Source organism: Cyclobacterium salsum, from assembly GCF_010119245.1.
Taxonomy (GTDB): Bacteria; Bacteroidota; Bacteroidia; order Cytophagales; family Cyclobacteriaceae; genus Cyclobacterium; species Cyclobacterium salsum.
Map to the genome: position 1 here is coordinate 336718 of NZ_WNKG01000008.1, position 25153 is coordinate 361870.

Sequence of the window (25153 nt, forward strand, 5' to 3'; positions counted from 1 at the left end):
GGAATATCGAACCCAGGAGTAAAAAATCAGCTCATAAACAGCATTTGCAACCTAAAACCCCAGCTTTATCGGGGTCAAAAAACGCAATGGATTAAACAATTCCTTGCTTAATTCATTTATTTCCATATAATGTATAGCTTATGGACCTACGAAAGAATACTTTAATTATTGTCGTGTTACTGATTTTGGCTGCCTGTTCGCAAAGCCCCGGTGAAGGGGAGCAGGTGATAGAGGCCGAGCTTGTACCCTATAACGTTTCAAAAGACCTGGAGAGCATCAAAGAAGATGGGGTGCTGCATGCCATCACCATCTATAGTTCTACGAGCTATTTTCTGTATAGAGGGATGCCCATGGGTTTTGAGTACGAGTTATTGTCCCGCCTGGCAGCGCACCTGAATCTGGAGCTGAAAATTACCGTCGCCAAGGACATTGATGAGCTGTTTGCCATGCTTAACAACGGGGAGGGAGACCTGATCGCCTATGGACTGACAATCACCGAGCCGAGAAAACAGTTGATGAGTTTTACCGAAAATCATTATGTGACCCACCAGGCCCTGGTACAGCGGATGCCCGACAACTGGCGCTCACTGCCCGGCTATAAAATCGATAAGGAAGTCATTTCAAATACGCTGGAATTGGAAGATGATACCGTTTGGGTGCGGGAAAACACCTCCTATTCGCAACGGCTTCAAAACCTGCAGGATGAGATCGGTGCTGACATTCCGATTAAACGGATCGATGGCAACGTACCTACCGACGAAATCATCCGAATGGTGGTAGATGGGGAAATCGATCGAACCGTGGCTGATTACAATATCGCAGCAATTAACAAAACCTATTATCCGATACTCCATATAGATACCCGGATTTCCTTTTCCCAACGCATCGCCTGGGCGGTAAGGCAGAATTCGCCGGAATTGCTTCAGGCCATCAACCAATGGATAGCAGAAGAGAAAAAGAGCGATGATTATTACGTGATTTACAATAAGTATTTCAAAAATACCAAATCCTTCCGGGGCCGGATTCAAAGCGACTTATACAGCAAAAACGGGAATAAAATCAGCCTGTACGATGAGATCATCAAGGCCAATGCCCCCATAATCGGATGGGATTGGCGCTTTCTTTCCTCTCAGGTGTATCAGGAGTCAAGGTTTGATCCCCAGGCCACCTCCTGGGTGGGAGCCAGCGGCCTGATTCAGTTAATGCCGGCTACAGCGAAGGAAGTTGGCGTCAGCAATAGTTTCAATCCGGAGCAAAATGTAAGCGGCGGGGTGAAGTATTTGGGCAAGATGCGCAATTACTTTGAAGCGGTAGAAGACTCTATCCAGCAAGTCAAATTTACGCTGGCTGCCTTCAATTGCGGAGCAGGACATGTATTCGATGCCATGCGTTTGGCGGAAAAGCATGGCAAAGACCCGAATGTATGGGATGAAAATGTAGAAGAGTATATGTTGAAGCTGGCCGATAAAAAGTACTACCATGATGAGGTGGTGCGAAATGGCTTTGTGAGGGGAGCAGAACCCTACCATTACGTAAGGGACATATTTTTACGGTATGAACATTACAAACAGTTTATAGAACTTTAAACGGAGGAATACCAAGTTCCGGCATGAAAAAAATCCAACAAGGTGTCCTGAAGGCAACTTGTTGGATTTTCAAATAACGTGATACTTAAGATCCTGGCTTATTGCATTTGGATTTTAAGGCGATCAAATATTTCATAAGAAGGGATTCCAAAAGCGACCCCTTCGATACCAGGGCCGGTTAATTTTGCGCTGACAACGCCCAACACGGTTCCATTTTTGTCCACCAATGCACCGCCACTGTTACCGCCATTAATACTGGCATCTGTCTGGATCAGTTTCGCATCACCGTCGATGGAACGCAGGCCGGAAATGATTCCCCTGGAAATGGTTTGAGAAAGGTCTTCGGCAGAAGGAGTGCCCAGCGCATACACCTCCTCGGCAATGCTTATATCCTTTGAAGAGCTGATTTGGAAGGGAAGCATGCCTTCGCAATCTTTGATCTTCAAAAGCGCAAGATCGTGAACCTTACTCACCCGGATTATTTCCACATCATGAATGGAATGATCTTCAAAAATGGCTTGAATATTTTCCTGATTAGAAACGACGTGGTAATTGGTAATGATGTGTCCAGATTCACTAATTAAAAATCCACTGCCATGCCCATTCTCATGTTTGATGGTCATGGAAGATTTGACGGCATCATTAAGGTTGCTCACAAATTTCGTTGGCCTTGGGAGGATAAGTTCATCAAATTGCTCCTCCATCTGCTCCTGCTCCCTATCGTTCAACAAAGCAATCATCTTGTCATTATTCATTAATTCGATAAGCCCATATTCCAGTGCATCTTTAATCGCATCGTGGATAACACCATCAATACGATCGTAGTCATGAATGGCAAATTGGCCGGATCGTGTATTGATGGTTTGGGAATATACCGGAGTTTTGTAAAAATCCAACGCTTGCCATCTTACATTCAAATCCACATATACCATTCCTCCATAATCCACCGTGTGGTAGTTTGCCACGTGATTAAGGGTGTAATCCTGAATGGAAGCATCCACCAGCAAGTCGTTTAAGTAGGTGTTTTTAATAGCCCGGTTACTGGTGTCAATGTATCCGTTTTCTTTCAGGACTTCATTGAGCAAATCGGGAAAAACCGTTTGTGTCACTTCAATTTTATCCGTTTCTTCAGAAGTTTTTGTCCGTTTTTTATCCTGCCGGCGTTTATGGTTACGGTAGGTTGGGAAAAAACGGTATTTGACATCTTCCGAATTTAGGTTTACCGCTACATTGTTGATGCGTATGTTTTTGGTATAGGCATCCCGATCTGGAATACGTACCGGTCCCTGATCGGTTTCCAAAGATTTGTCGTAATCATAGGCTTTTTTACCCGTATCCACGACCGGAGCAAAGGTGAGTGCAAAAGGTACCCAGGATAGGTAATACAAAGGAGGCCGTTTGTATTGCATGAGGGTGTAATGTTGCTCTTTATACCCTTCTTTTCTGATTGTCAGTTGCTTGGGTTTACGGTCTCTTTGCAACAGGTAAGCCCCTTGCTCTGGTTTCACTACTTTCCCGTTTACTAGTACTTCTTTTTGACCTTGCCCCGCTTCAATTGCTACCTTTTGGTACTTGCTGTTCAGAATAGTGGCACAGCCCGAGAAAAACATAGAAACCAATAATCCTAGTGCTACTGTTTTTTTGCCGGAGAATCGATTCCCTGAAACTTTTACTTTACACCCTGATCCTTGGTAAGTTAAGGTTTTCTGGGTTTTCCGCTGTCCCCCATTGTTGATCTTCTTTCCCGATACCGGAGGGTTTTGACTTGAAGTAAAACCCTGACTGCTACCTGCACGCCCATCTGGGGAGGCGGTAGGAAAACTGCTGTTAAATCTTTCCATCTCTATTTTAAAAGTTAAACTAAAACAATGCGACAAACATAAACTATTAAAATCATTAAATCAACAAAAACGTATTTTAAATACACAAATTTGAACTACAAAAATTATCTGCCGATTTATTATGCTTTTTACGGGATGTCTTATGGTAAAAACCGAAAGCAACAAATGGAATTTTTCTCCGAAATCCTTAATTTTGAAGTGAAAAAATAAAGAGAATAGATACCCACCGCTCAAAGACTCAAATTATGTACAGAAAGCCGCTTACTTACCTATTAGTACTGACCTTAGCATTTTCCTCCTGTGCCCCCGGTATTTTTTCTTCGCTCCGCAGTAATGATATGGAAGCACTGGAATTGGGGATGTCACGGGAGCAAGTGACCGGGATATTGGGAAACGCTTATACCATCGCAGAGAAACGGATGGAAGACGGCGTTCCGGTCGAAATCCTATCGTACCGAAACTTTCCAAATGATGACGAATTTTACCTCTTTGTTTTTAAAAATAATCGGTTGGAAGAATGGTATCGGGAATTATTGCCTCAGTATGAATTCAGGGAATAAAAAAACGTTGTAAATTAGCATTGCACGTTTAATGCCTACTCCTATGAATGAAGAAAAAATAATGACCCTTCATCCTCAAGGGAAAAAAGGGGTAAACATCCTGAAGCAAAGGTACGAACCAATCGTATCTCATCAACCGCCCAAGCACCCGCAGCAGTCTGTAGGAAGACGTAAACATCCAGCGTATTTTAATGCCCTTTTCTCGAACTCCTTACATCAACACTCCGAATCAGATTGCTTCGCTATCACTCGCAATGACGACGTCGGAGTAACCGCGACCCGTTTCCGTCACTCGCAATGACGCGGTGTGCTCACTGCAAACGCGACCCGTCACTGCGAGGGTGCTAATCTGACTCCAATCGTATTTCATCAACCGCCCTAGCACCCGCGGCAGTCTGTTGGAAGGCGTACACCTCTATCGTATCTAACTGACCTTCTCTTGAGCTCCTTACATCAACGCTCCGATTCAGATTGCTTCGCTATCGCTCGCAATGACGACATCATCATTTCGACTTATCATCAAATCATTATATCATTAAAAACCGCAGAACGGAGCACATCCCGACAAACTGCGGCGGGTGCAGGAGTGCTTACAACCATTCGATTAGGTTCACGTCAGCACCCTTGGGATGACAGATTGAAATCCTTTGAATGGAGGATAAACTTCGGTTTTCCTATTTTGGAACCTTAATTAAGGTTCCGGCGCTGAGGGATTCGTTAAGGTCCATTCCGTTTAAGATGGCCAGTTCCTCGAGGCGTGCATCGGGAAAACCTTGCGCTTTCAGGGCTTGTTCCAGGCTGGTGTTTCGGGAAAGGGTCACGATGCCCAGCCTTTCGGGTTGCCGGTTGAGTTTGTCCGCTTCTTTCAGTTCCCTGAAATTTTTCATGGTAGAAAGGAAGGCAGATTCGTAGGTAGCATAGTTGGCTGATTGGGCCAATCCCATCAATTGGTAGCTAACATCACCTTGTTGGATAAAATAAACCAACAAGCGGATACCGGAACCGTTTTCCTGTTTTTGCTCCGCCAGCAATTGAAGGGAAGCCAGACCGTTGACCTTTTCTTCGCTGACAGAAAGTACCTCAAGCTTGTATTGTTCCACCATTTGATCCGCCATCTCCCGGAAATTACTGCCGGAAGCCAGCGTCATCGTGAGGACGGCCTCTCCGCTTTTGGGAGCCATCTGAACCTGCTGTGGGGAGTTTTGGAGATTCCAGTCACCGGGTACCGGAAAGCGAAATTTAAGTTCGGGATGGTAAAAGACATTGTTTTCTACAAATCCCTGGCGGGGATCTTCGCCGTACACCAAGCCTTCTATCCGACGTAAATACGCTTCCCTGTTTACCTCGGTAGCTTCCAGATTCAGCTTTTCCTTCCAGGTAGCTGCCAGTTGGGCCACCGTCTGGTTTCTCTCCGCCGGAGAGGGGTGGGTAGAAAGGAATTCTGGTATTTCACTACCACCGGCTTTTTCCTGCTGACGTTCCAGGGTTTCAAAAAACCCGGCCATCTCGACGGCATCGTAACCGATTCTGGACGAATATTCCACACCCAATTCATCGGATTGCCTTTCTGCATCCCTGCCAAAACTCAACAATGCCAGTTGCATGCCTTGGGAAAGGGGCTCAATAAATTCGGACAACTGGGGCACCAGCACCACACCGGCGATCATGCCCAACTGTCCCAGCAGGTTGTTGCGCTGCTGAATAACGGAATGTCGGGCCGTGACATGGCCTATTTCATGCCCCAGCACGCCTGCAAATTCTGCCTCGTTGTTGAAATGTGCCATGATGCCCCGGGTGAAGTACACAAATCCCCCTGGTACCGCAAAGGCATTGATCACCGGTGAGTCGACGATCTTGAATTCGTAAGCCAGGTTGGCTCGGTGAGAAACGGCCGCCATTTCCTCTCCCTTTTCGGTAATAAAAGCCTGCAAGTCCGGATCTTCGTACCTGCCAAAATAAGCCATAATTTCCGGGTCAGATTCCTTTCCCATTTGTATTTCCTGCTTTTCGGACATCAGGACCAGCTGTTTTTTTCCCGTCACCGGGTTTCGGACACAACTTATCTGGATGAATACCAATCCAATCAGGAAAAAACGAACAAAAATCAAAAGTTGCGGCATGGTAGTTTACATTATAGGGTATAGAACTGGCTTACTTGATATCAAAACCTGTGCTAGAAAATAGGATTCCTCCTTATAACTTGTTTCAGACAAATAGGGTACTTCGTTTGTGCTGCAAAAATAACTACAGGAATGGTAAAGAAAGCAGCAACCGGAGCTATTTTTGAAGTAGATTTTCCAGCAATGGCTGCCAGAATCATTTTTCCCTGGTTACTTTAGTATCATGAAAAATCGAATTCATTTCTTTCCGATCATTTCTTTTGGCCTGCTATTCCAAGGCTTAGTTATGTTGTCAACCTTGCCGGGAATGGCTCAGGTAACTTCCATCCACCGGGAACCGGAGCTTGAAGCGATGGTAAAAGCCGTTTCAAAAGATAGTTTGCAAAACTACCTGGAAGGCTTGGTGAGCTTTGGCACGCGGCATACGCTAAGCAAGGATCAGCAGGGTCGTGGAATAGAAGCGGCCAGGCAATACGTCCTTTCCCGCTTTCGCTCGTTTGAAAGTACTTCCGGCGGCAGGCTGACAGCTGAGATCGATTATTTTCAGGTGGAAGCGGATGGCCGTCGCGTAGATCGGGATACCCGGATGGGCAATGTAATGGCTACCCTGAAAGGAGCGGATCCGGAGGATGACCGGGTTTTTGTGGTGAGCGGGCACATTGACAGCCGGGTGTCGGATATTATGAATGCCGAAGCCGATGCACCCGGTGCCAATGACGACGGCTCCGGCGTAGTCGCCCTGATCGAAATGGTACGCATCATGAGCCAACAATCCTTTCCAGCCACCATCGTCTTTGTAGCTGTTTCCGGAGAAGAGCAGGGCCTGATCGGGGCTGCCCACCTTGCCCGGAAAGCAAAAAACGAAAACTGGAACCTGGTGGCCATGATCAACAACGACATGATCGGAAACAGCACCTCCAGCGGCACAGATCTACGGGACAACACCAAGCTGCGCGTATTCAGTGAGGGCGTACCTCTTTTCGAAACCGAGCAGATGGGCTCTGTCCGGCAGTCCACCAACGCCGAAAACGACAGCAAGTCACGGCAACTGGCCCGCTACATCAAGGAGGTGGGTGAGCGCTATGTGGATCAATTGGAAATTAAATTAATTTACCGAAACGACCGCTTTTTAAGAGGGGGAGACCACACCCCCTTTTCCAGAGAAGGATTTACGGCCGTACGCTTGTGCGAAATGAATGAAAATTATTTCCATCAGCACCAGGACATCCGGATGGAAGATGGGCAGCAATACGGAGATTTAATCGACTACATCGATTACGAATACCTGCGGAAAAACACCGCCGTAAATCTGGCAGTACTGGCCAGCCTTGCCTCCGCCCCAGGGGTGCCCCAAGAGGTAGGGGTAGATATCAGCGGGTTGAGCAATTCGACTTTACTGCGTTGGAAAAGCCCTGAAAACGGCACCGCCAGCGGCTATTACGTGCTGATGCGCGAAACCAGCGATTCCATGTGGGAACGAAAATTTTATACCGCGGAGCTGGAAATGGAGCTGCCTTACTCCAAGGATAACTACTTCTTTGCCGTACAGTCCGTGGGAGCCAATGGAGCGGAAAGCCTGCCCGTATTCCCCAGGCCGGTGCGATAAAGGGCTGAGCAGAGTGTTAAGAAACAGATCAGCATTTACATGAGTAATACTTTCGCTGATCGCCCCTATTTTTTCAGCCATTTCTTAGGGGACGCTGCGGTGGAGGAAAAGGTTTTGACAAAATGAAAGTAAAACCCTTTATAATAATAATATTTTTTTATAAATTAATGCTATTTCAAAATAATAAACGTAACTCCACCATGAAAACAAATTTTCATTTTACCCTTATCTTAATTCTATTTGTAGGTTTTTCCTCCTGCTCGTTAAACGATGATGACGGAAATATCAAAATAGAAATTTGTAACAATAATATCGACGATGATGGTGATGGACAGATCGATTGTGCTGACAGTGATTGCTCTGAAGAGGATAATTGTATACAGGCTGGTTCAGATTACAGGCTAAAAGACAATATTTCTTTGCTTCCATATGGTCTTTCAGAAGCATTGCAATTGGATGCGAAAATCTACCACTACAAAGCTGATGAGTCATCAGAAAAACGGATGGGTTTTATGGCCCAAGATGTACAATCAATTATGCCGGAATTGGTTAGTGTCGATAAATCCAACCAACATCTAAAACTTAAATACATGGATTTAATGGCCGTTCTGGTCAATGCAATTAAAGAACAACAAAAGACTATTGAAGCCAACCAACAGCAAATAGAAATGCTTATTTGCGAACTTGAAAAGCAAGAGTAATCCAACCAATTAGAAAAACGTCAGCACCTTCGCTTAACCAAGCCCCAACGGACCTGGTTTCAATACGCAAAATTTGCCAGGTGAGCGGCGGAAAAGGTCTGGAATACCTGATTGAAGTAGGTGCAATACTCGGCATAAATGCCGGGGTTGTTGCAGTCCAAGCCATAGGTCAGTGCCATGGCCAACATTTCGACGGGAACGGGAATGGTAGCGATGGCCATAAAGGTTTTTTCTTCCGTCATCAGCAGGGTCATGTAAACATAAAAGGCGTATTGGAGACCGTCCTGCCCCATCAGGTATTCGTTACCTAGAGATAATATCCAGGCCACTTTTCTTCCTCCGTCAAACTCGTCCCAAACGGAATATTCCTCGTCAACGGTAAACCCGCTCATTCCGTAGCGATAAGCAAAATTTTGGTTGATAACCTCGCCCATTACCAGCAGCAATTCTTCAAAATTCGTCTCTGAAAAATCATTTTGCACCCCGTAGAAATAAAGTTGCATGTCATTGCCATCGGTATTGACTACCTGAAAGGCTTCCTCTGCCGGATTGTATTGCAACGTGCGGCCTTCCGGCACGGCCAGAACCACGCCGTTGTTGATATCTTCGTAGATATCGTAGTACATGGCATCGTAATCGAGTTGGATATTGAGATCCAGCGCAAACTCGTCCGATAACTTTTGGATGTTTTCCGGATCATCCGAAGTGTCCATCATCTCGCTGAGGGAGCGTGTTTTGATGGGATAAAATTCAAAACCGAGCGCTTCAATCGATTCGGATTCAAAACCATCAAAAGTACTTTCCAGCAATTTTTCCGTAACGTACCGTTCGCTATCCCCTGCAGAAACTGATCCATTCGGAAATTCCGTCGCAGCGGCGACTACCTCCTCCGTAAATTCAATTTTGGCGGCCGCAGAAAAAAGTTGTACGAGGTTTTCGAATCCGGGAGGGAGACTGGTGGACGTAGAGCGTTCCAACTCTGAAAGGTAATTGGCAGGGATAATCCAACTTACATTGCTGGCACCCTTTTCCAATCCCCCATCTCCAATGCCTATAAGCCGGCCTTGGGGATCAAATACAGGGGCTCCGGAAAATCCCGGTAGCAGACTTCCCTCCAGATAAAGAATGTTCAGGTCCAGTGCCGGAAACCCAATTCGCGCCAGCGCATCTTTGTCTTTTTTGGGAATCAGGTTGGCCAGGGTTTCGGGGTCTACAAATCCTTTTTTCATCTGCCTGGACGAACTCCCGATGGCGCCTCCATTAAAACCAAGGGCATACACGCTGGTGCCAAAACCAACCTTTTCAGGACTAAAGTTGCTCAACGGTGTAATTTCTGCGGGAGGAGCGGGTTCTCCGGGTAACAATTCCAATAAAACCAAATCCGCCTTTTGCAGGACTTTCTTAATCTGGGCTTTTCTCCAGGCCTGTCCCGGATACAGGATACGTATGTCTCCCGTACGACTCATGCCATGAAGGGAAGTAACCACCTGATTGGGAGATTTCCATACAAAACCTGTCAACGCGTTCGAGCTGCGGTTATCGGCAGCCACCACCACCTTCACCAGGGCATTTTTCACCTTACCCGGGTCAAAGGACTGGGCTAAGGAAGGGAAAACCAAAAGAGAGGTTAGCCAAAAAAGAAGTACGGGGAATTTATTCATCGTTAAATACTTGAAGTAGCGCAGCATAAGCTTTGGTCCGTATATCCGGAGAGAAGTTTTCTTCCAATGAATTGGAAATACCCGGCCAGGGGGCTTCCAGAGAACGCAAGTGTTGTTCCAATGCGTCTAGACCTTGATCCGGGTTTTGGCTTAAGATACTCTCCGGAATGATCAGACGCTGTTCTCCTTCAGAGCTGCTGGAGCAAAACCCATCTCTCAGGGACAATAAGGCTGTTTTGGCCTGGGCTTCGCTCAGGCTATTTAGGAATGCAGGCACCAGTTTCGCCCATAGTCCACCTGCTGTTTTGAAGGTATTAAATACCTCGGCCGACGCGGTCGATTCCTCCGCATAGACAAGAAAATCACAAGCCGTAATACTCACCTCAGTGCTGTAAAGCACGTTGGCCTGACGCACGGCCAGGGAGGAATCCGCCCTGATAAAATCCGTCACCAAAAGCCTTGCCTCTTCCGGACTATAGCCAATATCCAGGTATTCGTCCATTTTATCCGAAAGGCTGGGTGCAAAGGGATCATTGGAGCGAATATAAAGTCCTATCAAAATCCCAATGGCAGAAAACAAGCCAAAAGAACCAATGCGCAGACTTTTGACCGGATCCAGGAACTTTTCATTCAACCCGATCAAAATGGCGAGCAGCGAAGTGATGGTGCCGACCACGCCACTCACCACCGGAGACACCGACAGGCCCATCAGAAGCCCTAAAAACAACCCGATTCCAAGCCCATTAAACACAGCCGTAAAGGCTTGTAGCTTGCTTCCTGAATGGGCTGCATCCGGAAGTAATTCCTGAAAGGAAGGTTTTGGTTCCGAATCGGGACCTGGGGAGTCATTTTCTTCCATGGCAGATGCTGGCTATTTAGGGATTGAAGAATAGAGGGCATGTATAAATCTGCAATCAATATAATAAAAATTCAAATTAAAAATACACCTGTTGTATTTTTAAGTAAGTGAGGCAAAGTATCTTATATCGTATCTGCAAGCAGAAACAGGACCGTTCTCTCTGTGAGGATTTCAAAATTTCATCCGTAATGAGTATTATTGAATAAACCATTGGTCAATATGAATCACTACCTGCTTATTTACACGGTTTCACCGGATTACCTGGAAAAAAGGGGTGCCTATCGCAAAGAACACCTGGAACTAGCCGAAAAGCTCCACCACGAAGGCCAACTAATAATGGGTGGTGCGCTGGCAGATCCCTCCGACAAGGCCATTCTCCTCTTCCGGGGAGAAAGTCCCGCTGCCGCAGAAGCTTTTGTGCTGGCGGATCCGTATGTAAAAAACGGGCTGGTTCTTTCCTGGGAAATCAGAAAATGGACGGTGGTGGTAGGCAATGTAAATGCCCCGGACAACCCATCCTGATGACAAATTGTCGTGTGTCTGTTATTCTTCCCCTAAAGGATTACACTCCCTTTTTGGAAGAAAGCCTGAAAAGTACGGTTTCCTGCCTGAAACCGGAGATGGAATTGATCCTGGTAGATGACCGAATGGATCCGGATTGTATGCCTGTCTTAAAACCCCACCTCTCCCACCCGAAGGTTACGCTTAAAAAAGCAAATGGAACGGGCATCGTCAACGCGTTGCACACGGGTTTGTCTCTTGCTAAAGGACTCTATATCGCCCGAATGGATGCCGATGACTTTTGTATGGGGGATCGATTTACGCTAAAGCAGGAGTATCTGGACAGGCATTCCTTTAAGGAAGGAGAAGATTACCTGTGGATGGTCTAAGAAGTTTTTTTAATACGAGGGATCGGCAATCTCCCAGCAATCAGTTGAGATGGTAGGGAACGCCGGTCTCCCTATTAAATACATTGGCGGAAAAAATCAAGGTCTGTACCAAAACCAAAATCAGGATTATTGCTGCGATCTCCAATTGGGCAAACCGCTCTCCGGAGTGGAATATTTTTTCTGACTGAGAAAGGATCTGCTCTCCTTCTTCCAGTTGGATGCTGGATAGTTTTTGCAATTCATCCATAGCGGTAGTGAGCTGGGCTTCCATTTTAAGCGTGGAGGCATTCCTCGTAAGTAAACCGCCGATCGTATCAACGGTTCCTACCAGATGGCGGAGGTGCTGTTCCTCCGCCGTAGTAAGTTCGGTCTCCTGAAACAATTCGGTAAGCCGGTTTATCCGGTCCAGGTTTTTGGCCAGGGCGGAATGCTGTCGTTCTGCTTTCTCTTCCTGAAGGGCTACCCTCATTTCAGACAGATTCAGGGAAATATCGTAAATATAGCCTTCGACCAACAGCCGGTCCTGGTAAATGGCAGCCATTGCTGTTCTCATTTTACCGGCATTGCTTCTTTCCTGAAAATGATTCAATAGTACCACCCCTACAACTGCCAGTAACAGAAGGGAAAGCTTACGTTTATTGCGGATGCTGTATACCCATTTCATAGATGTGTGGAAAGAGGTTTTGGAAAATACTTTTTAACTCACCGGCACTGCTTCGGGGTTTTTTACCTTGAGTATCTGGATAATCCTTCTGCCAACAGGCAAGGGCCAATCTACCCGATCCCCCTCCTTATATCCTATCAGGGCAACACCTAGAGGCGAAAACAGGGAAAGCTTGGAAGTAGTCAGGTCCGCATTTTCCGGAAGCTCCAAGGTCATGGCGATCAACTGATCTTGCTTTTCAAATTTGACTTCAAAATAACTACCCAATTGAATTACTTTCCGGGGCATCGCGGCATCTGTCACTTTTTTTGCCTTTTGAATTTCGCTTACCAGTTGCCTTACCTCCTTTGTTTTTTCAGTAGGGTTTAAATGATTGATAAGATTAAAGATGCGGTCTGCATCACTAGTTTTAATGATTGGTAACATTATTTTAATTGTTTAAATACGTATTTGAGGAATGTGTTGCCATATTGAGGCACTTAACTTAGGTAATAAAAATGCGACCCTCCACCCTGATTTTAGGGGTAGAGGGTTTAGCTGATGAAGGCTTTATTGTGGCCAATAAATAGCCTACCTGCTTTCATTGAAAAACAAAAGCAAGGAAGTAACAGGGCCCTATGATAGAAAAATACCAAAATCATGATCTTCGGTGAATATACGAAAAAAATACCATCTTATCTGTTTTCTACCCAAGTATTTTTCCACAGCTCCAACTGGGTGGTCAACAGCCGGTAAAACGGTGCCAGAAGAAAAATACGAACGGGCAATTTGGGGCATCCGCAATTGTTCTGACGATCGAAATCACAAACCACAATTGTCTGGCAGGAATTGCCAATGGAGGCCAGGGGTTTCGCCGAACCAGGGGCCTAGGCGAATCCAAAAAGAAACGGAAAAAGTAAGGTGACCAGCAGTGCCCAAATAAAGTAAAGCGGCAAATAGGAAACCATGACTTTTTCTACTTCATGCATTCCGGTTTTCTCCCTGAGCACCCCGATCAATTTCCAACTTACTAATAACAAATGAATGAGTATCCACACATTTCCTCCCAGAACCGCTATTCGATTGGGAGTGATGCCCCATTCCGCCAATCGAAATACGATAGCCGACAGGGCCACACCATTCACCAAAATGGTTACTCCAGCCAAAAGCGCCAGGATCCAAATTTCCAATGTCTTTTTGGATGCGGAGGAAAAGCCGGCGATCGAAAAGAAAATCAAAGCCAGAACACCCATCAACAAGGCATTGAACAGCATCAAAAAATCCCGGTCATTGTACGGATCTTTTCCCGAATAGGGAATAGCTACCAAATAAATAACCAGCATCACCAGTAAAAGCGGGCTGAAAAGGGAAGCGATCACCTGAGATATTTTACCTACCACTTGGGGGTTGGTTTGGATCAGGTAGGTACTGATGATCGGAAGCGCCGCCAGTCCGAAAATGAGAATGTACTCGGTATAAAATTTTTCGATATCCAAGCCAATCACCGAAAACAGGCCCAGTGTAATACCGGTCAGAAGCCCTCCTGCAATGGCTATCGGAACGCCCATAACCAGTAAATCGCCATTAAATTTTAGAAAAGAAAGCCATCTTTCCCGTATCTTCTGTCCTCCACCTGCATGAGAAAATCCGAAAACACCCCACAAAATGACAAGTAAATGAAGGCAAGCCAACACCAGTGTATCACTGTCCGGATTTTCGGGTAGCAAATTGATGTAGACAATACCACTTAAAGTAAGCAGGGCTATTGGAAGAACTTTTTCCTTTGGCAGCTGGTTTTTCCAGGAAAAATAGACGGTTAGCGTGGTAAACAGAATAAAGCCTACATTTCTTTGAAAGAAAAAGTCCTCATTAATCCCCAGAAGTACCGGAAGCCTAGCAGCAATGCCAGCCAAAAGACCCAGTAAGATCACCACCAGCCATTCCCTGCGGCTTCCCCAGTCGATACCCTCTCCTTCGTGCTGCAATCGTTCTTGCCAGAAAATAGCGATGGGGATATTTTGAAGTTCCGGATACAGGTCTTGGAAAGCCCGGCGAAAACCAGATTTGTCGGATCGGTACAAGGATTCGAGCTGCCCTGGTTCGTTGATGTGTCTGCGGATGGTCTCTTTCATAATGGGAGGAGGTTGGGAGGCGGATGAGCTATTTTTGACTCACTTTTTTGATCAGGGCTTCCAGGGTATTCAGGTGTTCGGTGAATTTTTGCCTGCCCAGGTCCGTAGCCGCGTAACTGGTGTTTGGCTTTTTACCTACAAACTGCTTTTTTACCTGAATAAACCGGTGTTTTTCCAAGGCTGTCAGATGGCTGGCAAGGTTTCCATCCGTCAGTTCGAGCAATTGCTTTAACTCATTGAAGTCCAGTTTTTGATTGACCATAAGAGCGGACATGATGCCCAGCCGAATCCGGCTTTCAAATACCTTATGTAGTCCGTGGATCGAAGTCTTCACTTTTCGTAGGTAACATGCATATACAGTCCAAAAAGAATATGCAGCAAGCCAAACCCGATGGCCCAGCACAAGAGCCCATAGGGAATAAAATGGGCGCAAAATAAGCCCAGGCCGACCTGCAATAGGCCAAGCGGCTTTAATTCGTTAAAGGCCGCGTGCCCGGCATTGAAAATGGCCAAGCCATAAAAAATCAGTGAAAGAGGTGCCAATAGACCAGTCATTCCTTTTCCAAGCAATAGAAGTAGCAAAAGGCCTCCAGCGGTCAAGGGAACGGCCATCTGGAGGACCAGCCGCCGGGCCGTAGGACTCCATGCGGTTTCCTTTCTCTTAGATGCCTTTTGATAGGATAGAAAAACGGTACTTCCTACTGCCAGCACTAAAACCAATACTGCGGTCATCAACGTTTTTGCCAGATTGGGGGAACTCCCTTCTGAAAGAAGATCGGGATCCGTTACGCTGGTTGGGTTAAAATCAAACAGCCAATAGGCCAGGAAGGCTCCTATCAACGCATAGCATCCAGCCAGAATGCCAGCCGAGCCGGAGAGGGAATAAAACCGGGAAGACCGCTCCATCAGATGACGGATCTCGGTAATATCTCTTAAGTAATCCTTTTCTTTTTTCATTTTAAAAGTACTTTGTATTACAAAGTTAAATTTAAAATTCAATTTTGCAACAGGCAGGCTGCTGGAATTCTGGAATAGTAAGATTTTTTTTGCGTCTTAGCTGGAAAGAAAAATGGAAACCAAGCTATTTTGGTTTGAAAGTATCTAACCTTCATCCCAAATCATAGCCACCTTACCTCGGGTACGCATGGATTCTATATAGGCAATTGCTTTTGGAATATCCCGATAGGAATAGGTCTTTTCCAGGTGGACACTGATTTTCCCTTCCTTTACCAGGGAGGCCAACATTTCCAGATCCGGGGTGTTGGCCGCAGCGGTGAACTGTGCCAAGGGAAATTTACCAAGGACCCCTCGCAACATCAAAACTGCCAAGTGTTTCATGTTGGTAAAGCCGATTACCACACCCCGCTTCCCTATACGGGTAAAGTCCCGGTAAAACAGGTTTCCATGGGTATCCAAAACAAGGTCGTATTTTCCCTGGTGTCGGTGAATATTTTCCTTATCATAGGCAATAACTTTATCGGCTCCGAGTGATCGGACAAAATCCCCATTTCTTGCTGAGCAAACTCCGGTCACTCTTGCTCCATACGCCTTTGCGATTTGTACGGCCAAATGACCAACGCCACCGGAGGCACCGTTGATAAGTACCGATTCCCCTCTTTGAAGCTTGCCATGAGTGATTAGGGCCTGCAACGCCGTAAGCCCTGCAACGGGCATGCTTGCCATGGTCGCAAAACTGCTGCCCTCCGGCATGTGGGCACAAGCAGTCGCGGGAACCACAGCATATTCGGCAAAGGTTCCCCCATTTAAATCCTCCCCAAATACCCGGTCTCCTACCTGAAACGGGCCTGCATCCTCCCCAACTTCTTCCACCGTCCCCGCAAAATCAGCTCCCAGTAGTTTGTTTTTGGGAGTTATCAATCCAAAAGCCAACCGGGCTAACACGGGTGTTCCACGTAATATATGCCAATCGGCAGGATTGGCCGAGTTTGCCGCTGTCTTTACCAGTAAGTGGCCTTTCTTAACGGTAGGCTTTTCCACCGTGTCCAGGCGTAATACCTCTGGACCCCCATAGCGTGTTCTGAGATAAGCTTTCATTTTCATATTAAGGTTGATAAAGCGAATAAACTTACATTAAAAGAATCCCCGATTTTATTTTGAGATTAGGTCTATTGTTTCCAGGTCTATATCCGGTTCCCATATTTTGCTCCTGTCATAAGTCGAACGTAAGTCGAATCTAAAATTAAACTGAACCAGTTTCCCCTGGAAGTCGGTAATTTCCAATTTTGGAAGGGATTCAATCACCCTTTTTCCCTCTGTTAAAAGCGTTTTGTGGCGATAGGAATTTATTTTTTCCAAATTTTCGGAACGCTCGCCCATATATCCAATAATGACGACTTCATCATATTCTATGTATTCCTCATCAGGTTTCACTTCCAAGACCTGCTGTATAATTCCATCAGCGCTGACCCTGGCATAAAGTCTTACCGTTCCTATTAGCCCGGCTGACCTTGCATCATTGGGGTATTTTAAGTTTTTTGACAGGTACTTATTTATCCCTTCAATTGAATTTATGGAATCGGAAGGATCTTCCTGCACCTGCTGACTTGATTGCTCGATACCTGATCCGCTATCGCTAATCGCTACCGTTTTCTTCCCAGAAAGGGACAGCAGCAGCAAGGCAAATACGGGCAGAATGGCCAACCTGCTAAGGCTGACAAATCGGTTTTTATTTTTGGCGTTCATCATGATCATTCGTTTTTGAAGGTTACTTGAATTAATGGCTGTAAATAATGGGGAGTTGATGCTGTTCAGGGCCATGGCGAGCATGGTGTACTGATATTCCTGTTTATCCGAAACGCTGATCACCCTGTCATCTGCCCGGAACTCCAGGTTGTTCCGGATGGCCTGGGCATGAAACCTGGCAAAAGGATTGAACCACTGCAGGGCCAAAAGCAATTCGGAAAGGATGATATCGTAGAAATGCCGTTCACGGGAATGTACTGCCTCATGATGTAATACCATTTCCAGTGAGGCATTTCCCAGCAAATTTTTCCCGATAATGATCTTGTCAAGAAAGGTGAAGGCCATGTCCTTTTGTTCGGCTACCCAGACTTTCATTCCGGCGATATTTACTTCCTTACAGTTTTTTCCTATCCTGGCAGCTGCTATATAGCCAACGATCAGCCTGGCCAAACAAATTACCAGTCCAATCAAATACCCATACAGTAGTACATCCGCCAAACCGATGTCACTTTCCATGGTTTTTGCCTTTAATTCAGAAGTCCAGGCACGACTTACCCTATTTCCTGAAAAAAAGATGGTGACAGGGGAAAAGGGGGAGTAGGTAGGGAAAGTAAGCAGAGGAATGATAAAAGCAGCTATAAATGATCCGGCAAGGTAGCAGCGGTTAAACACAAACCCTTTGCTTTTCCGAAAGAGAAAAAAGTAGGTTGTATAGAAAACAGCTGTTCCTATGGAAACTTTTAAGAGGTAATAAAGGATCGCTTCCATCGCTATTTGGATCTGATAAGTTTTAGAATTTCGTCAATTTCCTTCTGATCAAGTTGCTCTTCGTCTATAAAAGAAGCCACCGCCTTTGAAAAAGAATTGTCGAAATAATCGCTGATAAGGGCTTTCATGTATCGTTGGCGGTAAGCCTCCTTCGTGAGCAGGGGGAAATATTCATAGGTGTTTCCATATTGTTTATAGCCCACGATGCCCTTTTCCTGCAGGATCCTGACCATAGAAGAGATGGTATTGTATGGGGGTTTGGGGTCAGGAAACTCAGCCAGGATGTCTTTGACGAAGCCTTTTTGGAGCTTCCAAAGAATCTTCATGACCTCCTCTTCTTTTTTGGTGAGTTTATCCATGAGTAGTTAGCTTTTAAACTTAATATTTAAATATACACCTGATTTATCAATAATGCAATTGTTTTATCAGTTATGATGCAAATTGTTTCTGCGTATCAGGTGTATCTGCAAGTCGGAAAAGGCTGAAAGGAAACGAAATTTATTCTGAAACGGTCCAAATTATGGCCCATCAAACAGTATCAACTCCACCTCAATAGAATTGGGCTTTACACCATTCCATAAATTTGAAACCTAAACCAGGGCCTTTCGCCAAAATGGGTGAAATTTGGATGGAAAATTTTAAGGATATATGATTTGGCTAAAGCCAATGATAGGCACAAATCCTCTATGCCTACAGCTAAAGGAGTAGGCAATTGATCAAAAGAATCCCGGGAATACGGCTCTTGAAATTCAAATAAGGAAAAAGTTGTACCCTATAAATGGCACTTTCCTGCCTAAATAGACTGTTTTATAGGAGTGGATACCCGCCTTATTTCTCTCCTGAAATAAGACAGGCAGCCTTTGCAGGCACCTAATACCAATTTTGAAACATTTAATATTATACGTATGTTTATTGACATTAATGAATTTATACACGTATGGAAAAATTAACATTAAGCATAAAGGATAAAGATAAGATTAAATGGGCAAAGTCATTCGCCAAAGAAAAAAACACGAATGTCTCGCGCTTGTTTGAAAGCTTTCTAGAATCGCTCATGTCTTTTGAACAGAGAGAAGTGGTCCTGAGCAAAAACCTTCAAAATCTCAGGCAACCGGGTAGTCGACCCAATCAGAAACAGATTGAAAACCATTTGAACAAGAGAAGGAATCGTCAAACTACAAAATAACATTTGCTGTGAAGCATCTTTTTTTAGATACCAATGTTATCCTTTCTTTCCACTTCGCCGATGCGGAAAAGCACCAACAAAAGGCCATTGATTATATTTTTAATGAAATAGAGCGAAAAAGATGGACAGGCCACATTAGCCTTGTCACTTTTTATCAATTGCTTTATTTCATTGACCGAAAAATCAAGAATCCCAAAACAGCTGCTCAGCGTGCTTATGCCTATCTTGCTATTCTTAAGATTACTCCATTCAATCCCTCGTTTCTTTCTGCATTAAATTTTGACCTTTGGCCGGATTACGAAGATGGCCTGCAATACTGCTGTGCACAAAGCGGGGCCTGCGAAATTATTATAACCACAAATAGCCCTGATTTCTTCGCCTCAGACCTTCCTGTCATCGATCCTCTCAATTTCGTCTTGCAGCATCAATAGTCTGGGGCAAACAATACCCTTTCTACCATTTTTCACCAGCAATTTCAAAAAGAATTGACCTGCAACTCAATTTCATTCCGGCCAGGAGACAGCCGGATGGAGCCAAACTGGGTATTGACTTTTTCCCCATTGAGCGAAACCGCATCATTAGGGCCAAATTCCAAAAACAAATCGGCAGATACATTGGCCGGCAAATCAAAGGCATAGCGCTGCAGGCGATTGGTTACCCTTTTATAGGAAGCATTCACCTTGCCGGTAAGGAAAGGCACGGTGATAGCCGTTTCCGTTAGCCTACTCAGCTGGGGCCGGATTTCCAGCAGGCTGCCCCCTGGCGTTTTGGGCAGGATACCCCACATTTTCCGGGCCACGATATTACCGGGCACGGCTCCCCAGGCATGGTTCCAGTCGGCATTGGGCTTATACTTCATGTCCCAGGCCTCCAGGGTGATGGTGGAGCCGATGGCGATCATGTTCCACCAGCTGCGGTCATGGGTGGCCGTCATCAGCTCAAGGGCATAATCTTCCTCACCGGCATTGTACAACCCATCCATCAGGTATTGGGAACCGTACACGCTGCAGGCCATGCCCCGTGATTTGATAAATTCCACCACAGCCGGAATGTTTTCTTTGGGCACCATATTGAAGGCCAGCGGCATCATGTTGGCATGCAGGGAGGAATGACCGGCTCCTTCTCCATCCAGGTAAATGCCGGTTTCGGGATCCATTAATTTCTCCGTAACGGCTTTCTTCACCTTGGCAGCCATCAGTTCGTATTCCATGGCTTCCCCGGTTTTGCCCATGATCCGGGCAAATTCTCCCATGATTTCCAGGTTACGGAAATACAAAGCGTTGATGACGGTATTGATGGGGGTAAAAACAAATCCGTCCCGTTCGCCTTCTTCCGTGGCCAACTCCCAACCGGTGTCCTTTTGGGCCGGTGGCCAGTCCACGATATCCCTCATTTTCACCTCAGGATCTTTAAAGCCCAGCTTTTTCATGAATTCCGGCGTTGCGTTGGCAGAACTGATCAATCCGTCTTCCCGGGCCAGCTCCATCAGGGTTTTGTGCTTTAGTTCATCGTAGTAGTGTTCAATCAGCTCGGTATTGCCGGTGTACAGGTAATCCTCGTAAAACATCAGTGCCACATGCAGCTGCCATTCGGTGGGCCAGGTGGGGTTTTCCATAAAATATTCGATGCTACGCCGGGCAATGGGGTATTCCCAATCCACCGCATAATGGCTGAGTTGGTTGATATAGGCATCGGCCTCGTAGGGAATGCGCTCCCGGTCCCCATCCACATAGATACCGGCAAAGGAAGTGGCCTTCATCGAATACTTGCACAAGTCCCAAACCTGATTCAAGATGGTGTCTGAACTACTAAACTGACTTTGATCTTCTTCAAAATAACCAAAATAGGCTTGTTGGGTAAGTGCTTCCGGCTGCTTTTGGGCTACGATTTCGGCATAGCGAAAAGGCAGCAATACCGGAAATGAATCCGGCAGGGCCACCGCTGCGGGGCCTGTATTCCGCTCATCAGGTGGCAACTGCAGCACATACTGATCTTTTTCAGGACCGACCGCTACCTCCACTTCCTGAAAACGGATATGGCCCTGCGGGTCCCGGTTGATCCTCCCTCCTTCCAGCTGCTCACCCAGGCGAACGGTCAGTGTTTCCGGTTTATCTGCCTGGTAGCGGAAAGCCAGGTTGGCAAAAGCGGCTTTACCAAAATCAGCCATCCAGGTATCCCCTGATACTTTTTCCAGATTTTGAGGCAGGATATCTTCCTTTAAAAATCCATTTGCCGTGGTCAGGTATCCCCCATTTTCCCCCACCTGAAATTCCTGGCCCGCGGCATACCGGCCGGTACGGTTGTCTCCATCCCAAAGCCTTGCCTTCCAATAGTAGGTTTTGTTACCTTCCAGGGCATCCCCTTCATAGGCAAGGTTAAAGGATTGATTTCCGGGTACTTTGCCACTGTCCCATACATCTCCAATATTCTGGTTGATTTTTTCTTCTGAGCTGCTCACCAGGATCTGATAGGCGGACTGAAAAACCAGGCCTTCCGGCACCTGCCAGCCAAATTCAGGTCTGGTATCCTTCAATGTCAACCCTGAAGGATTGCGGATCATTTCTACATGAAGATTTTCAGGGGCAGCCGTGCTTGCGTCTGAGAGGGCTTCTCCCATGTTGTCCAGCTTTTTTCGAAAAGCCGCTAGCCTGGCAGCATGCTGCGGATCTTTAGCCAGGTTGTTGATTTCTTTTGGATCGTCCCTTAGGTGGTACAATTCTTCAATGGATTTGTCATTGACATAGCGAAAATACTTCCACTCTGCCGTACGCAGGCCTTCACTTGGCGGGATATTTTCAAAATCCCAAAGGTGCTCTATCAGGACCGTATCCCTATTGAGCCGCTCTCCCTTCACCACCGGCATCAGACTTTTGCCCTGGTAGGCTTCAGGTACCTGGACCCCAGCCAAATCCAAAATGGTGGCGGGCACATCCACATTGGCCGCCATCTCCTCTGAATCCATGTGATTGGTAAGCCTGGGATCGTAGACCATTAATGGCACCCGGATAGAATTGTCATACATCAGCCATTTGCCGGCCAACTGCCTTTCTCCCAGAAAGTATCCATTATCTCCCATCAGGATAATGACTGTGTTCCGGTCCATGCCTTTGGCTTTAAGTTGCTGTCTGATTTTGGCAATTTCCAGGTCTATGCCTGAAAGCATGCGGTAATAGCCTTTGACACTGTGCTGGTATTTTTCCGGCGTATCGTAGCGCCAGGTCCAGCGAAGGCGATTGAAGCCGGATTTAACGATCTCCGGTTGGGCTTCAAAATAACGGTCTTCGGAAAGGTCCGCATCCGGAACTGTTGTGCCCTGCAAAAGAGGATCCACTTCCTGTTGCCAAAAATATTGATCCTCGGCCGGATCGTGTGCATGGGGAGCACTGAATGACAACGAGAGGCAAAAGGGTTCATCCGGATTGGCCTGGTCAATAAAATCCAGCGCCTGCTGCCCGGTATAGCGGGTCAGGTGGACGGTATCGCTGCCGATGGTCTTATAAAAATAACCCCGGTGGTCTTTGAATTGACCGTTTCGATCGTAGGATTCGTATTCGTCAAACTGCCCGGCGAGGTCCTTATGATTGACTCCATATTTTCCAAAGAAACCGACACGGTATCCGGCTTCCTTCAGCAGCCTGGGGTAGGCGGTCTCCATGTATTCTTGCCGGATGGGTCCCGTTTGGAACGTGTAAGCATGGGTGCGTTCGTACAGTCCGGTGAAAATGGTGGCCCGGCTGGCCGCACAGATGGGGGTGGTAACCAGCGCATTTTTGAAATAGGCTCCCTCTTCGGCAAGTCGGTCCATTTCCGGGGTATGGATCAGTTCATTACCTGCATGCCCGAGCGCATCCCAGCGCTGATCGTCGGTCAGGATAAAGATGATATTGGGTTTACTGGGTGAATTGGCGGCGGATTGGGCCTGGCAGTACAATGGCACGATTACCATCAAAACCAGGAGGGCTTGAATCGTTTTAAACATGTATTTGGTTATTTTGAATCTCGTGTTTTAGATTATGAAAAAGGAACACTAAATGTACTTCTTTTTCATAAAAAATCCAGTACCATCTTGGATTTTGGGATGGGACAGAAATAGTAAGGAACAAAAAATGAACGGCCTTTTTTGTTGATGCGGATAGATCCACTTTATCTACTATCACGAAAGTTTAACCTGGTGAAGGTAGTAAACATGCTCTCAGGGGCTGAACTCACTTCAAACGCAACCGCTTTGTTGCTATTTTAGGATTTATCATAGCTAAGGCCCTGCACCAGCCTCCAAATAGCCAGACTCTACCCTATTTTAAAAGGTTTTCTCTATATATACCTTATCGATTTACAGCCCTTTCGGCTTGCATCGCTTTGGTAACTGCAATAATGCGTGACCAATCACCCTTTGTAAACCTTTAAAACAGCTTAGAATGCTTCGAGTATATTTCTAAGGCGGCTAATGGGATAAGGGGAAAGGAAGAAACCTAACTTCCCTCACTCTTTTCGATCTGTATTTATCATACGGATCGTGCATCAGTGCATCATCAGCTTGATGGGTTGCTCAAGGGATTCACAGATCCAACGGAGGAATCTCGCTGCATTTGCCCCGTCAATTATCCGGTGGTCATAAGATAGAGAAAGCGGCAACTTCCTCTCCGGCTCAAACGATCCGTCCCGGTAAATTGCCTCCGTTTGGGTTCTGGAAATTCCCAGAATTGCCACCTGTGGCGGAAAAATCACCGGAGTAAAACCGGTACCACCAATTCCGCCAAGATTCGAAATGGTGAAATTTCCACCTTTCATTTCATCTGCTGTTAATTTCCCATTTCGGGCTTTTTCGGCGATTTCAGAAAGTTCCTTCGCCAATTTTGCAATTGATTTTTGCTTGATATCCCGTACTACCGGCAAAAGCAGTCCATTTTCAGTGTCTACCGCGACTCCAATATTGACGTATTTCTTGTAAACAATTTCTTCGTTTTGCATGTCAAGGCTGGCATTGAAATCCGGAAATTCTTCCAGCGCTTCAGCCACTACCTTCAAAATGATTGCCGTGATGGTGATTTTCTCATCTGATTTCTCGTTCTGCTTTTTCAGAAATTCTTCGAGTCCTGAGACATTTGCTTTGTCATTTTGTGTCACATGGGGAATGTGCCGCCAGGATTGTATCGTGTTTTTCGCAGTTGCTTTTCGGATTCCCGAAAATCGCTTCCTTTCCGTTTCTCCCCATTTGGAAAAATCTGGCAGGGAAAGATCATTGGTGGCATCTTCGGAATCCCCTCCTTCCTGTTGACGTATCAACTTTTTTACGTAGTCGGTGACATCTTTCCGAGTAAGCCTTTCTCCGGAGATGGGCACCTCACTTAGCGTTACACCGAGCTCCCGGGCAAATTTGCGCGCAAGCGGAGCTGCATGCGCATCTTCGTCTGTTTTGTCAACACCAGCGTCCTCTGCCTCATTTTCATCACTATGAGAATCCCCCGTTTGCTGTTCTGAAGCATCGCTGTTGGTCTTTTCCGCCTTTTTCTCCCTCTCAGGCTCTTTTTCATCTTTATCATGCGAGGCCTGCGCCTCCAATTGCTCCTCGCTGTCTTTCTGAGATTCCTCTTTATTTTTTGAAGGCTTATCATTGTCTGACTCATCCTCTTCCGAATCCGACGCATCGTCTTTTACCTCCACTGTCATCACTACGTCTCCAACGGAAACACTGTCGCCCTCGCTTACTTTGATGCTGGTTATCGTTCCGCCAAAATCAGCGGGGATTTCAACGTTGGCTTTGTCACTTTCTACTGCCAGTATTGCCTGGCCTTTTTCTATAGTGTCACCTTCGCCCACGAGCAATTCTGCAACAGTCGCTTCGTCCGCATCTTCAGATATCTTTGGTATTTTAAGTTCTTTTTCCATTGTCGGTTTCG

22 protein-coding genes are annotated in these 25153 nt (G+C 46.1%); 8 read left to right on the plus strand and 14 right to left on the minus strand.

Going from position 1 to position 25153, the window contains the following annotated elements; translation table 11 throughout:
• Nucleotides 1-140 precede the first annotated feature (140 nt).
• Nucleotides 141-1586 carry an MltF family protein gene (locus tag GJS45_RS16230; RefSeq protein WP_162342906.1) on the plus strand — a complete coding sequence of 482 codons (1446 nt, stop codon included), beginning with the start codon at nucleotides 141-143 and terminating at the stop codon, nucleotides 1584-1586.
• Nucleotides 1587-1684: 98 nt separating this feature from the next.
• On the opposite strand, the gene GJS45_RS16235 is transcribed toward GJS45_RS16230, so the two are convergent.
• A complete protein-coding gene (locus GJS45_RS16235) occupies nucleotides 1685-3427 on the minus strand; it encodes a S1C family serine protease (protein WP_162342907.1) in 1743 nt (580 codons plus the stop codon).
• Nucleotides 3428-3672: 245 nt separating this feature from the next.
• Between GJS45_RS16235 and GJS45_RS16240 the strand changes: the two genes are divergently transcribed.
• The gene (locus tag GJS45_RS16240) at nucleotides 3673-3987 is read left to right on the plus strand and encodes a hypothetical protein (RefSeq protein ID WP_162342908.1); all 315 of its coding nucleotides are present in this window, start codon (nucleotides 3673-3675) and stop codon (nucleotides 3985-3987) included.
• 674 nt (nucleotides 3988-4661) lie between these two features.
• Here GJS45_RS16240 and GJS45_RS16245 read toward each other — a convergent pair.
• Complete coding sequence (locus GJS45_RS16245; protein WP_162342909.1) at nucleotides 4662-6107, minus strand: M48 family metalloprotease; 1446 nt, start codon at nucleotides 6105-6107, stop codon at nucleotides 4662-4664.
• A gap of 286 nt (nucleotides 6108-6393) precedes the next feature.
• On the opposite strand from GJS45_RS16245, the gene GJS45_RS16250 reads away from it, so the two are divergent.
• Both GJS45_RS16250 and GJS45_RS16255 read left to right on the plus strand, forming a co-directional pair.
• Complete coding sequence (locus GJS45_RS16250) at nucleotides 6394-7713, plus strand: M28 family metallopeptidase (RefSeq protein WP_202928107.1); 1320 nt, start codon at nucleotides 6394-6396, stop codon at nucleotides 7711-7713.
• A 200-nt stretch (nucleotides 7714-7913) separates the two neighbouring features.
• Nucleotides 7914-8414: a tail fiber domain-containing protein gene (locus GJS45_RS16255; RefSeq protein ID WP_162342910.1), complete on the plus strand. Its 501-nt coding sequence runs from the start codon at nucleotides 7914-7916 to the stop codon at nucleotides 8412-8414.
• 59 nt (nucleotides 8415-8473) lie between these two features.
• Here the strand turns inward: GJS45_RS16255 and GJS45_RS16260 are convergent, their stop codons facing one another.
• The gene (locus GJS45_RS16260; protein WP_162342911.1) at nucleotides 8474-10075 is read right to left on the minus strand and encodes a S1 family peptidase; all 1602 of its coding nucleotides are present in this window, start codon (nucleotides 10073-10075) and stop codon (nucleotides 8474-8476) included.
• Nucleotides 10068-10934 (minus strand): hypothetical protein, encoded by an 867-nt coding sequence (locus tag GJS45_RS16265; RefSeq protein WP_162342912.1) that lies wholly within the window; start codon nucleotides 10932-10934, stop codon nucleotides 10068-10070. Before GJS45_RS16265 ends, GJS45_RS16260 begins: the two co-directional genes overlap by 8 nt.
• A 219-nt stretch (nucleotides 10935-11153) precedes the next feature.
• On the opposite strand from GJS45_RS16265, the gene GJS45_RS16270 reads away from it, so the two are divergent.
• A complete protein-coding gene (locus tag GJS45_RS16270) occupies nucleotides 11154-11456 on the plus strand; it encodes a YciI-like protein (protein WP_162342913.1) in 303 nt (100 codons plus the stop codon).
• Complete coding sequence (locus GJS45_RS16275) at nucleotides 11456-11824, plus strand: glycosyltransferase family A protein (RefSeq protein ID WP_162342914.1); 369 nt, start codon at nucleotides 11456-11458, stop codon at nucleotides 11822-11824. Before GJS45_RS16270 ends, GJS45_RS16275 begins: the two co-directional genes overlap by 1 nt.
• Before the next feature lie 40 nt (nucleotides 11825-11864).
• Here GJS45_RS16275 and GJS45_RS16280 read toward each other — a convergent pair whose 3' ends face one another.
• The 8 genes from GJS45_RS16280 to GJS45_RS16315 all read right to left on the minus strand — a co-directional run bounded on the left by GJS45_RS16280 (nucleotide 11865) and on the right by GJS45_RS16315 (nucleotide 18429).
• Nucleotides 11865-12488, minus strand: a complete 624-nt coding sequence (locus GJS45_RS16280) for an MCP four helix bundle domain-containing protein (protein ID WP_162342915.1) — start codon at nucleotides 12486-12488, stop codon at nucleotides 11865-11867.
• Between the two features lie 33 nt (nucleotides 12489-12521).
• On the minus strand, nucleotides 12522-12914 hold the full coding sequence (locus tag GJS45_RS16285) for a GreA/GreB family elongation factor (RefSeq protein ID WP_162342916.1): 393 nt from the start codon (nucleotides 12912-12914) through the stop codon (nucleotides 12522-12524).
• 440 nt (nucleotides 12915-13354) lie between these two features.
• Nucleotides 13355-14599: a hypothetical protein gene (locus tag GJS45_RS16290; RefSeq protein WP_162342917.1), complete on the minus strand. Its 1245-nt coding sequence runs from the start codon at nucleotides 14597-14599 to the stop codon at nucleotides 13355-13357.
• A 28-nt stretch (nucleotides 14600-14627) separates the two neighbouring features.
• Entirely contained in the window at nucleotides 14628-14933 is a 306-nt protein-coding gene (locus GJS45_RS16295) for a winged helix-turn-helix domain-containing protein (RefSeq protein WP_162342918.1), read from the minus strand.
• Nucleotides 14930-15556: a hypothetical protein gene (locus GJS45_RS16300; protein WP_162342919.1), complete on the minus strand. Its 627-nt coding sequence runs from the start codon at nucleotides 15554-15556 to the stop codon at nucleotides 14930-14932. The genes GJS45_RS16295 and GJS45_RS16300 overlap by 4 nt, the downstream gene beginning before the upstream one ends.
• A gap of 144 nt (nucleotides 15557-15700) precedes the next feature.
• Nucleotides 15701-16654, minus strand: a complete 954-nt coding sequence (locus GJS45_RS16305) for an NAD(P)-dependent alcohol dehydrogenase (RefSeq protein ID WP_162342920.1) — start codon at nucleotides 16652-16654, stop codon at nucleotides 15701-15703.
• A 54-nt stretch (nucleotides 16655-16708) separates the two neighbouring features.
• On the minus strand, nucleotides 16709-18070 hold the full coding sequence (locus GJS45_RS16310) for a M56 family metallopeptidase (RefSeq protein ID WP_162342921.1): 1362 nt from the start codon (nucleotides 18068-18070) through the stop codon (nucleotides 16709-16711).
• Between the two features lie 2 nt (nucleotides 18071-18072).
• Entirely contained in the window at nucleotides 18073-18429 is a 357-nt protein-coding gene (locus tag GJS45_RS16315) for a BlaI/MecI/CopY family transcriptional regulator (RefSeq protein WP_162342922.1), read from the minus strand.
• Between the two features lie 578 nt (nucleotides 18430-19007).
• Here GJS45_RS16315 and GJS45_RS24115 point away from each other — a divergent pair.
• Both GJS45_RS24115 and GJS45_RS16320 read left to right on the plus strand, forming a co-directional pair.
• Complete coding sequence (locus GJS45_RS24115) at nucleotides 19008-19256, plus strand: DUF6364 family protein (RefSeq protein ID WP_394366596.1); 249 nt, start codon at nucleotides 19008-19010, stop codon at nucleotides 19254-19256.
• Nucleotides 19257-19264: 8 nt separating this feature from the next.
• A complete protein-coding gene (locus GJS45_RS16320) occupies nucleotides 19265-19687 on the plus strand; it encodes a type II toxin-antitoxin system VapC family toxin (RefSeq protein WP_162342923.1) in 423 nt (140 codons plus the stop codon).
• A gap of 44 nt (nucleotides 19688-19731) precedes the next feature.
• On the opposite strand, the gene GJS45_RS16325 is transcribed toward GJS45_RS16320, so the two are convergent.
• Both GJS45_RS16325 and GJS45_RS16330 read right to left on the minus strand, forming a co-directional pair.
• Nucleotides 19732-23235, minus strand: a complete 3504-nt coding sequence (locus GJS45_RS16325; RefSeq protein WP_162342924.1) for a sulfatase-like hydrolase/transferase — start codon at nucleotides 23233-23235, stop codon at nucleotides 19732-19734.
• 539 nt (nucleotides 23236-23774) lie between these two features.
• A complete protein-coding gene (locus GJS45_RS16330) occupies nucleotides 23775-25142 on the minus strand; it encodes a 2-oxo acid dehydrogenase subunit E2 (RefSeq protein WP_162342925.1) in 1368 nt (455 codons plus the stop codon).
• Nucleotides 25143-25153 lie beyond the last annotated feature (11 nt).

Excerpts from the sequence above, each read along its gene's own strand:
- GJS45_RS16230 (WP_162342906.1), top strand. The coding sequence starts at position 141 with ATGGACCTACGAAAGAATACTTTAATTATTGTCGTGTTACTGATTTTG.
- GJS45_RS16235 (WP_162342907.1), bottom strand. The coding sequence starts at position 3,427 with ATGGAAAGATTTAACAGCAGTTTTCCTACCGCCTCCCCAGATGGGCGT.
- GJS45_RS16240 (WP_162342908.1), top strand. The coding sequence starts at position 3,673 with ATGTACAGAAAGCCGCTTACTTACCTATTAGTACTGACCTTAGCATTT.
- GJS45_RS16245 (WP_162342909.1), bottom strand. The coding sequence starts at position 6,107 with ATGCCGCAACTTTTGATTTTTGTTCGTTTTTTCCTGATTGGATTGGTA.
- GJS45_RS16250 (WP_202928107.1), top strand. The coding sequence starts at position 6,394 with ATGTTGTCAACCTTGCCGGGAATGGCTCAGGTAACTTCCATCCACCGG.
- GJS45_RS16255 (WP_162342910.1), top strand. The coding sequence starts at position 7,914 with ATGAAAACAAATTTTCATTTTACCCTTATCTTAATTCTATTTGTAGGT.
- GJS45_RS16260 (WP_162342911.1), bottom strand. The coding sequence starts at position 10,075 with ATGAATAAATTCCCCGTACTTCTTTTTTGGCTAACCTCTCTTTTGGTT.
- GJS45_RS16265 (WP_162342912.1), bottom strand. The coding sequence starts at position 10,934 with ATGGAAGAAAATGACTCCCCAGGTCCCGATTCGGAACCAAAACCTTCC.
- GJS45_RS16270 (WP_162342913.1), top strand. The coding sequence starts at position 11,154 with ATGAATCACTACCTGCTTATTTACACGGTTTCACCGGATTACCTGGAA.
- GJS45_RS16275 (WP_162342914.1), top strand. The coding sequence starts at position 11,456 with ATGACAAATTGTCGTGTGTCTGTTATTCTTCCCCTAAAGGATTACACT.
- GJS45_RS16280 (WP_162342915.1), bottom strand. The coding sequence starts at position 12,488 with ATGAAATGGGTATACAGCATCCGCAATAAACGTAAGCTTTCCCTTCTG.
- GJS45_RS16285 (WP_162342916.1), bottom strand. The coding sequence starts at position 12,914 with ATGTTACCAATCATTAAAACTAGTGATGCAGACCGCATCTTTAATCTT.
- GJS45_RS16290 (WP_162342917.1), bottom strand. The coding sequence starts at position 14,599 with ATGAAAGAGACCATCCGCAGACACATCAACGAACCAGGGCAGCTCGAA.
- GJS45_RS16300 (WP_162342919.1), bottom strand. The coding sequence starts at position 15,556 with ATGAAAAAAGAAAAGGATTACTTAAGAGATATTACCGAGATCCGTCAT.
- GJS45_RS16305 (WP_162342920.1), bottom strand. The coding sequence starts at position 16,654 with ATGAAAGCTTATCTCAGAACACGCTATGGGGGTCCAGAGGTATTACGC.
- GJS45_RS16310 (WP_162342921.1), bottom strand. The coding sequence starts at position 18,070 with ATGGAAGCGATCCTTTATTACCTCTTAAAAGTTTCCATAGGAACAGCT.
- GJS45_RS16315 (WP_162342922.1), bottom strand. The coding sequence starts at position 18,429 with ATGGATAAACTCACCAAAAAAGAAGAGGAGGTCATGAAGATTCTTTGG.
- GJS45_RS24115 (WP_394366596.1), top strand. The coding sequence starts at position 19,008 with ATGGAAAAATTAACATTAAGCATAAAGGATAAAGATAAGATTAAATGG.
- GJS45_RS16325 (WP_162342924.1), bottom strand. The coding sequence starts at position 23,235 with ATGTTTAAAACGATTCAAGCCCTCCTGGTTTTGATGGTAATCGTGCCA.
- GJS45_RS16330 (WP_162342925.1), bottom strand. The coding sequence starts at position 25,142 with ATGGAAAAAGAACTTAAAATACCAAAGATATCTGAAGATGCGGACGAA.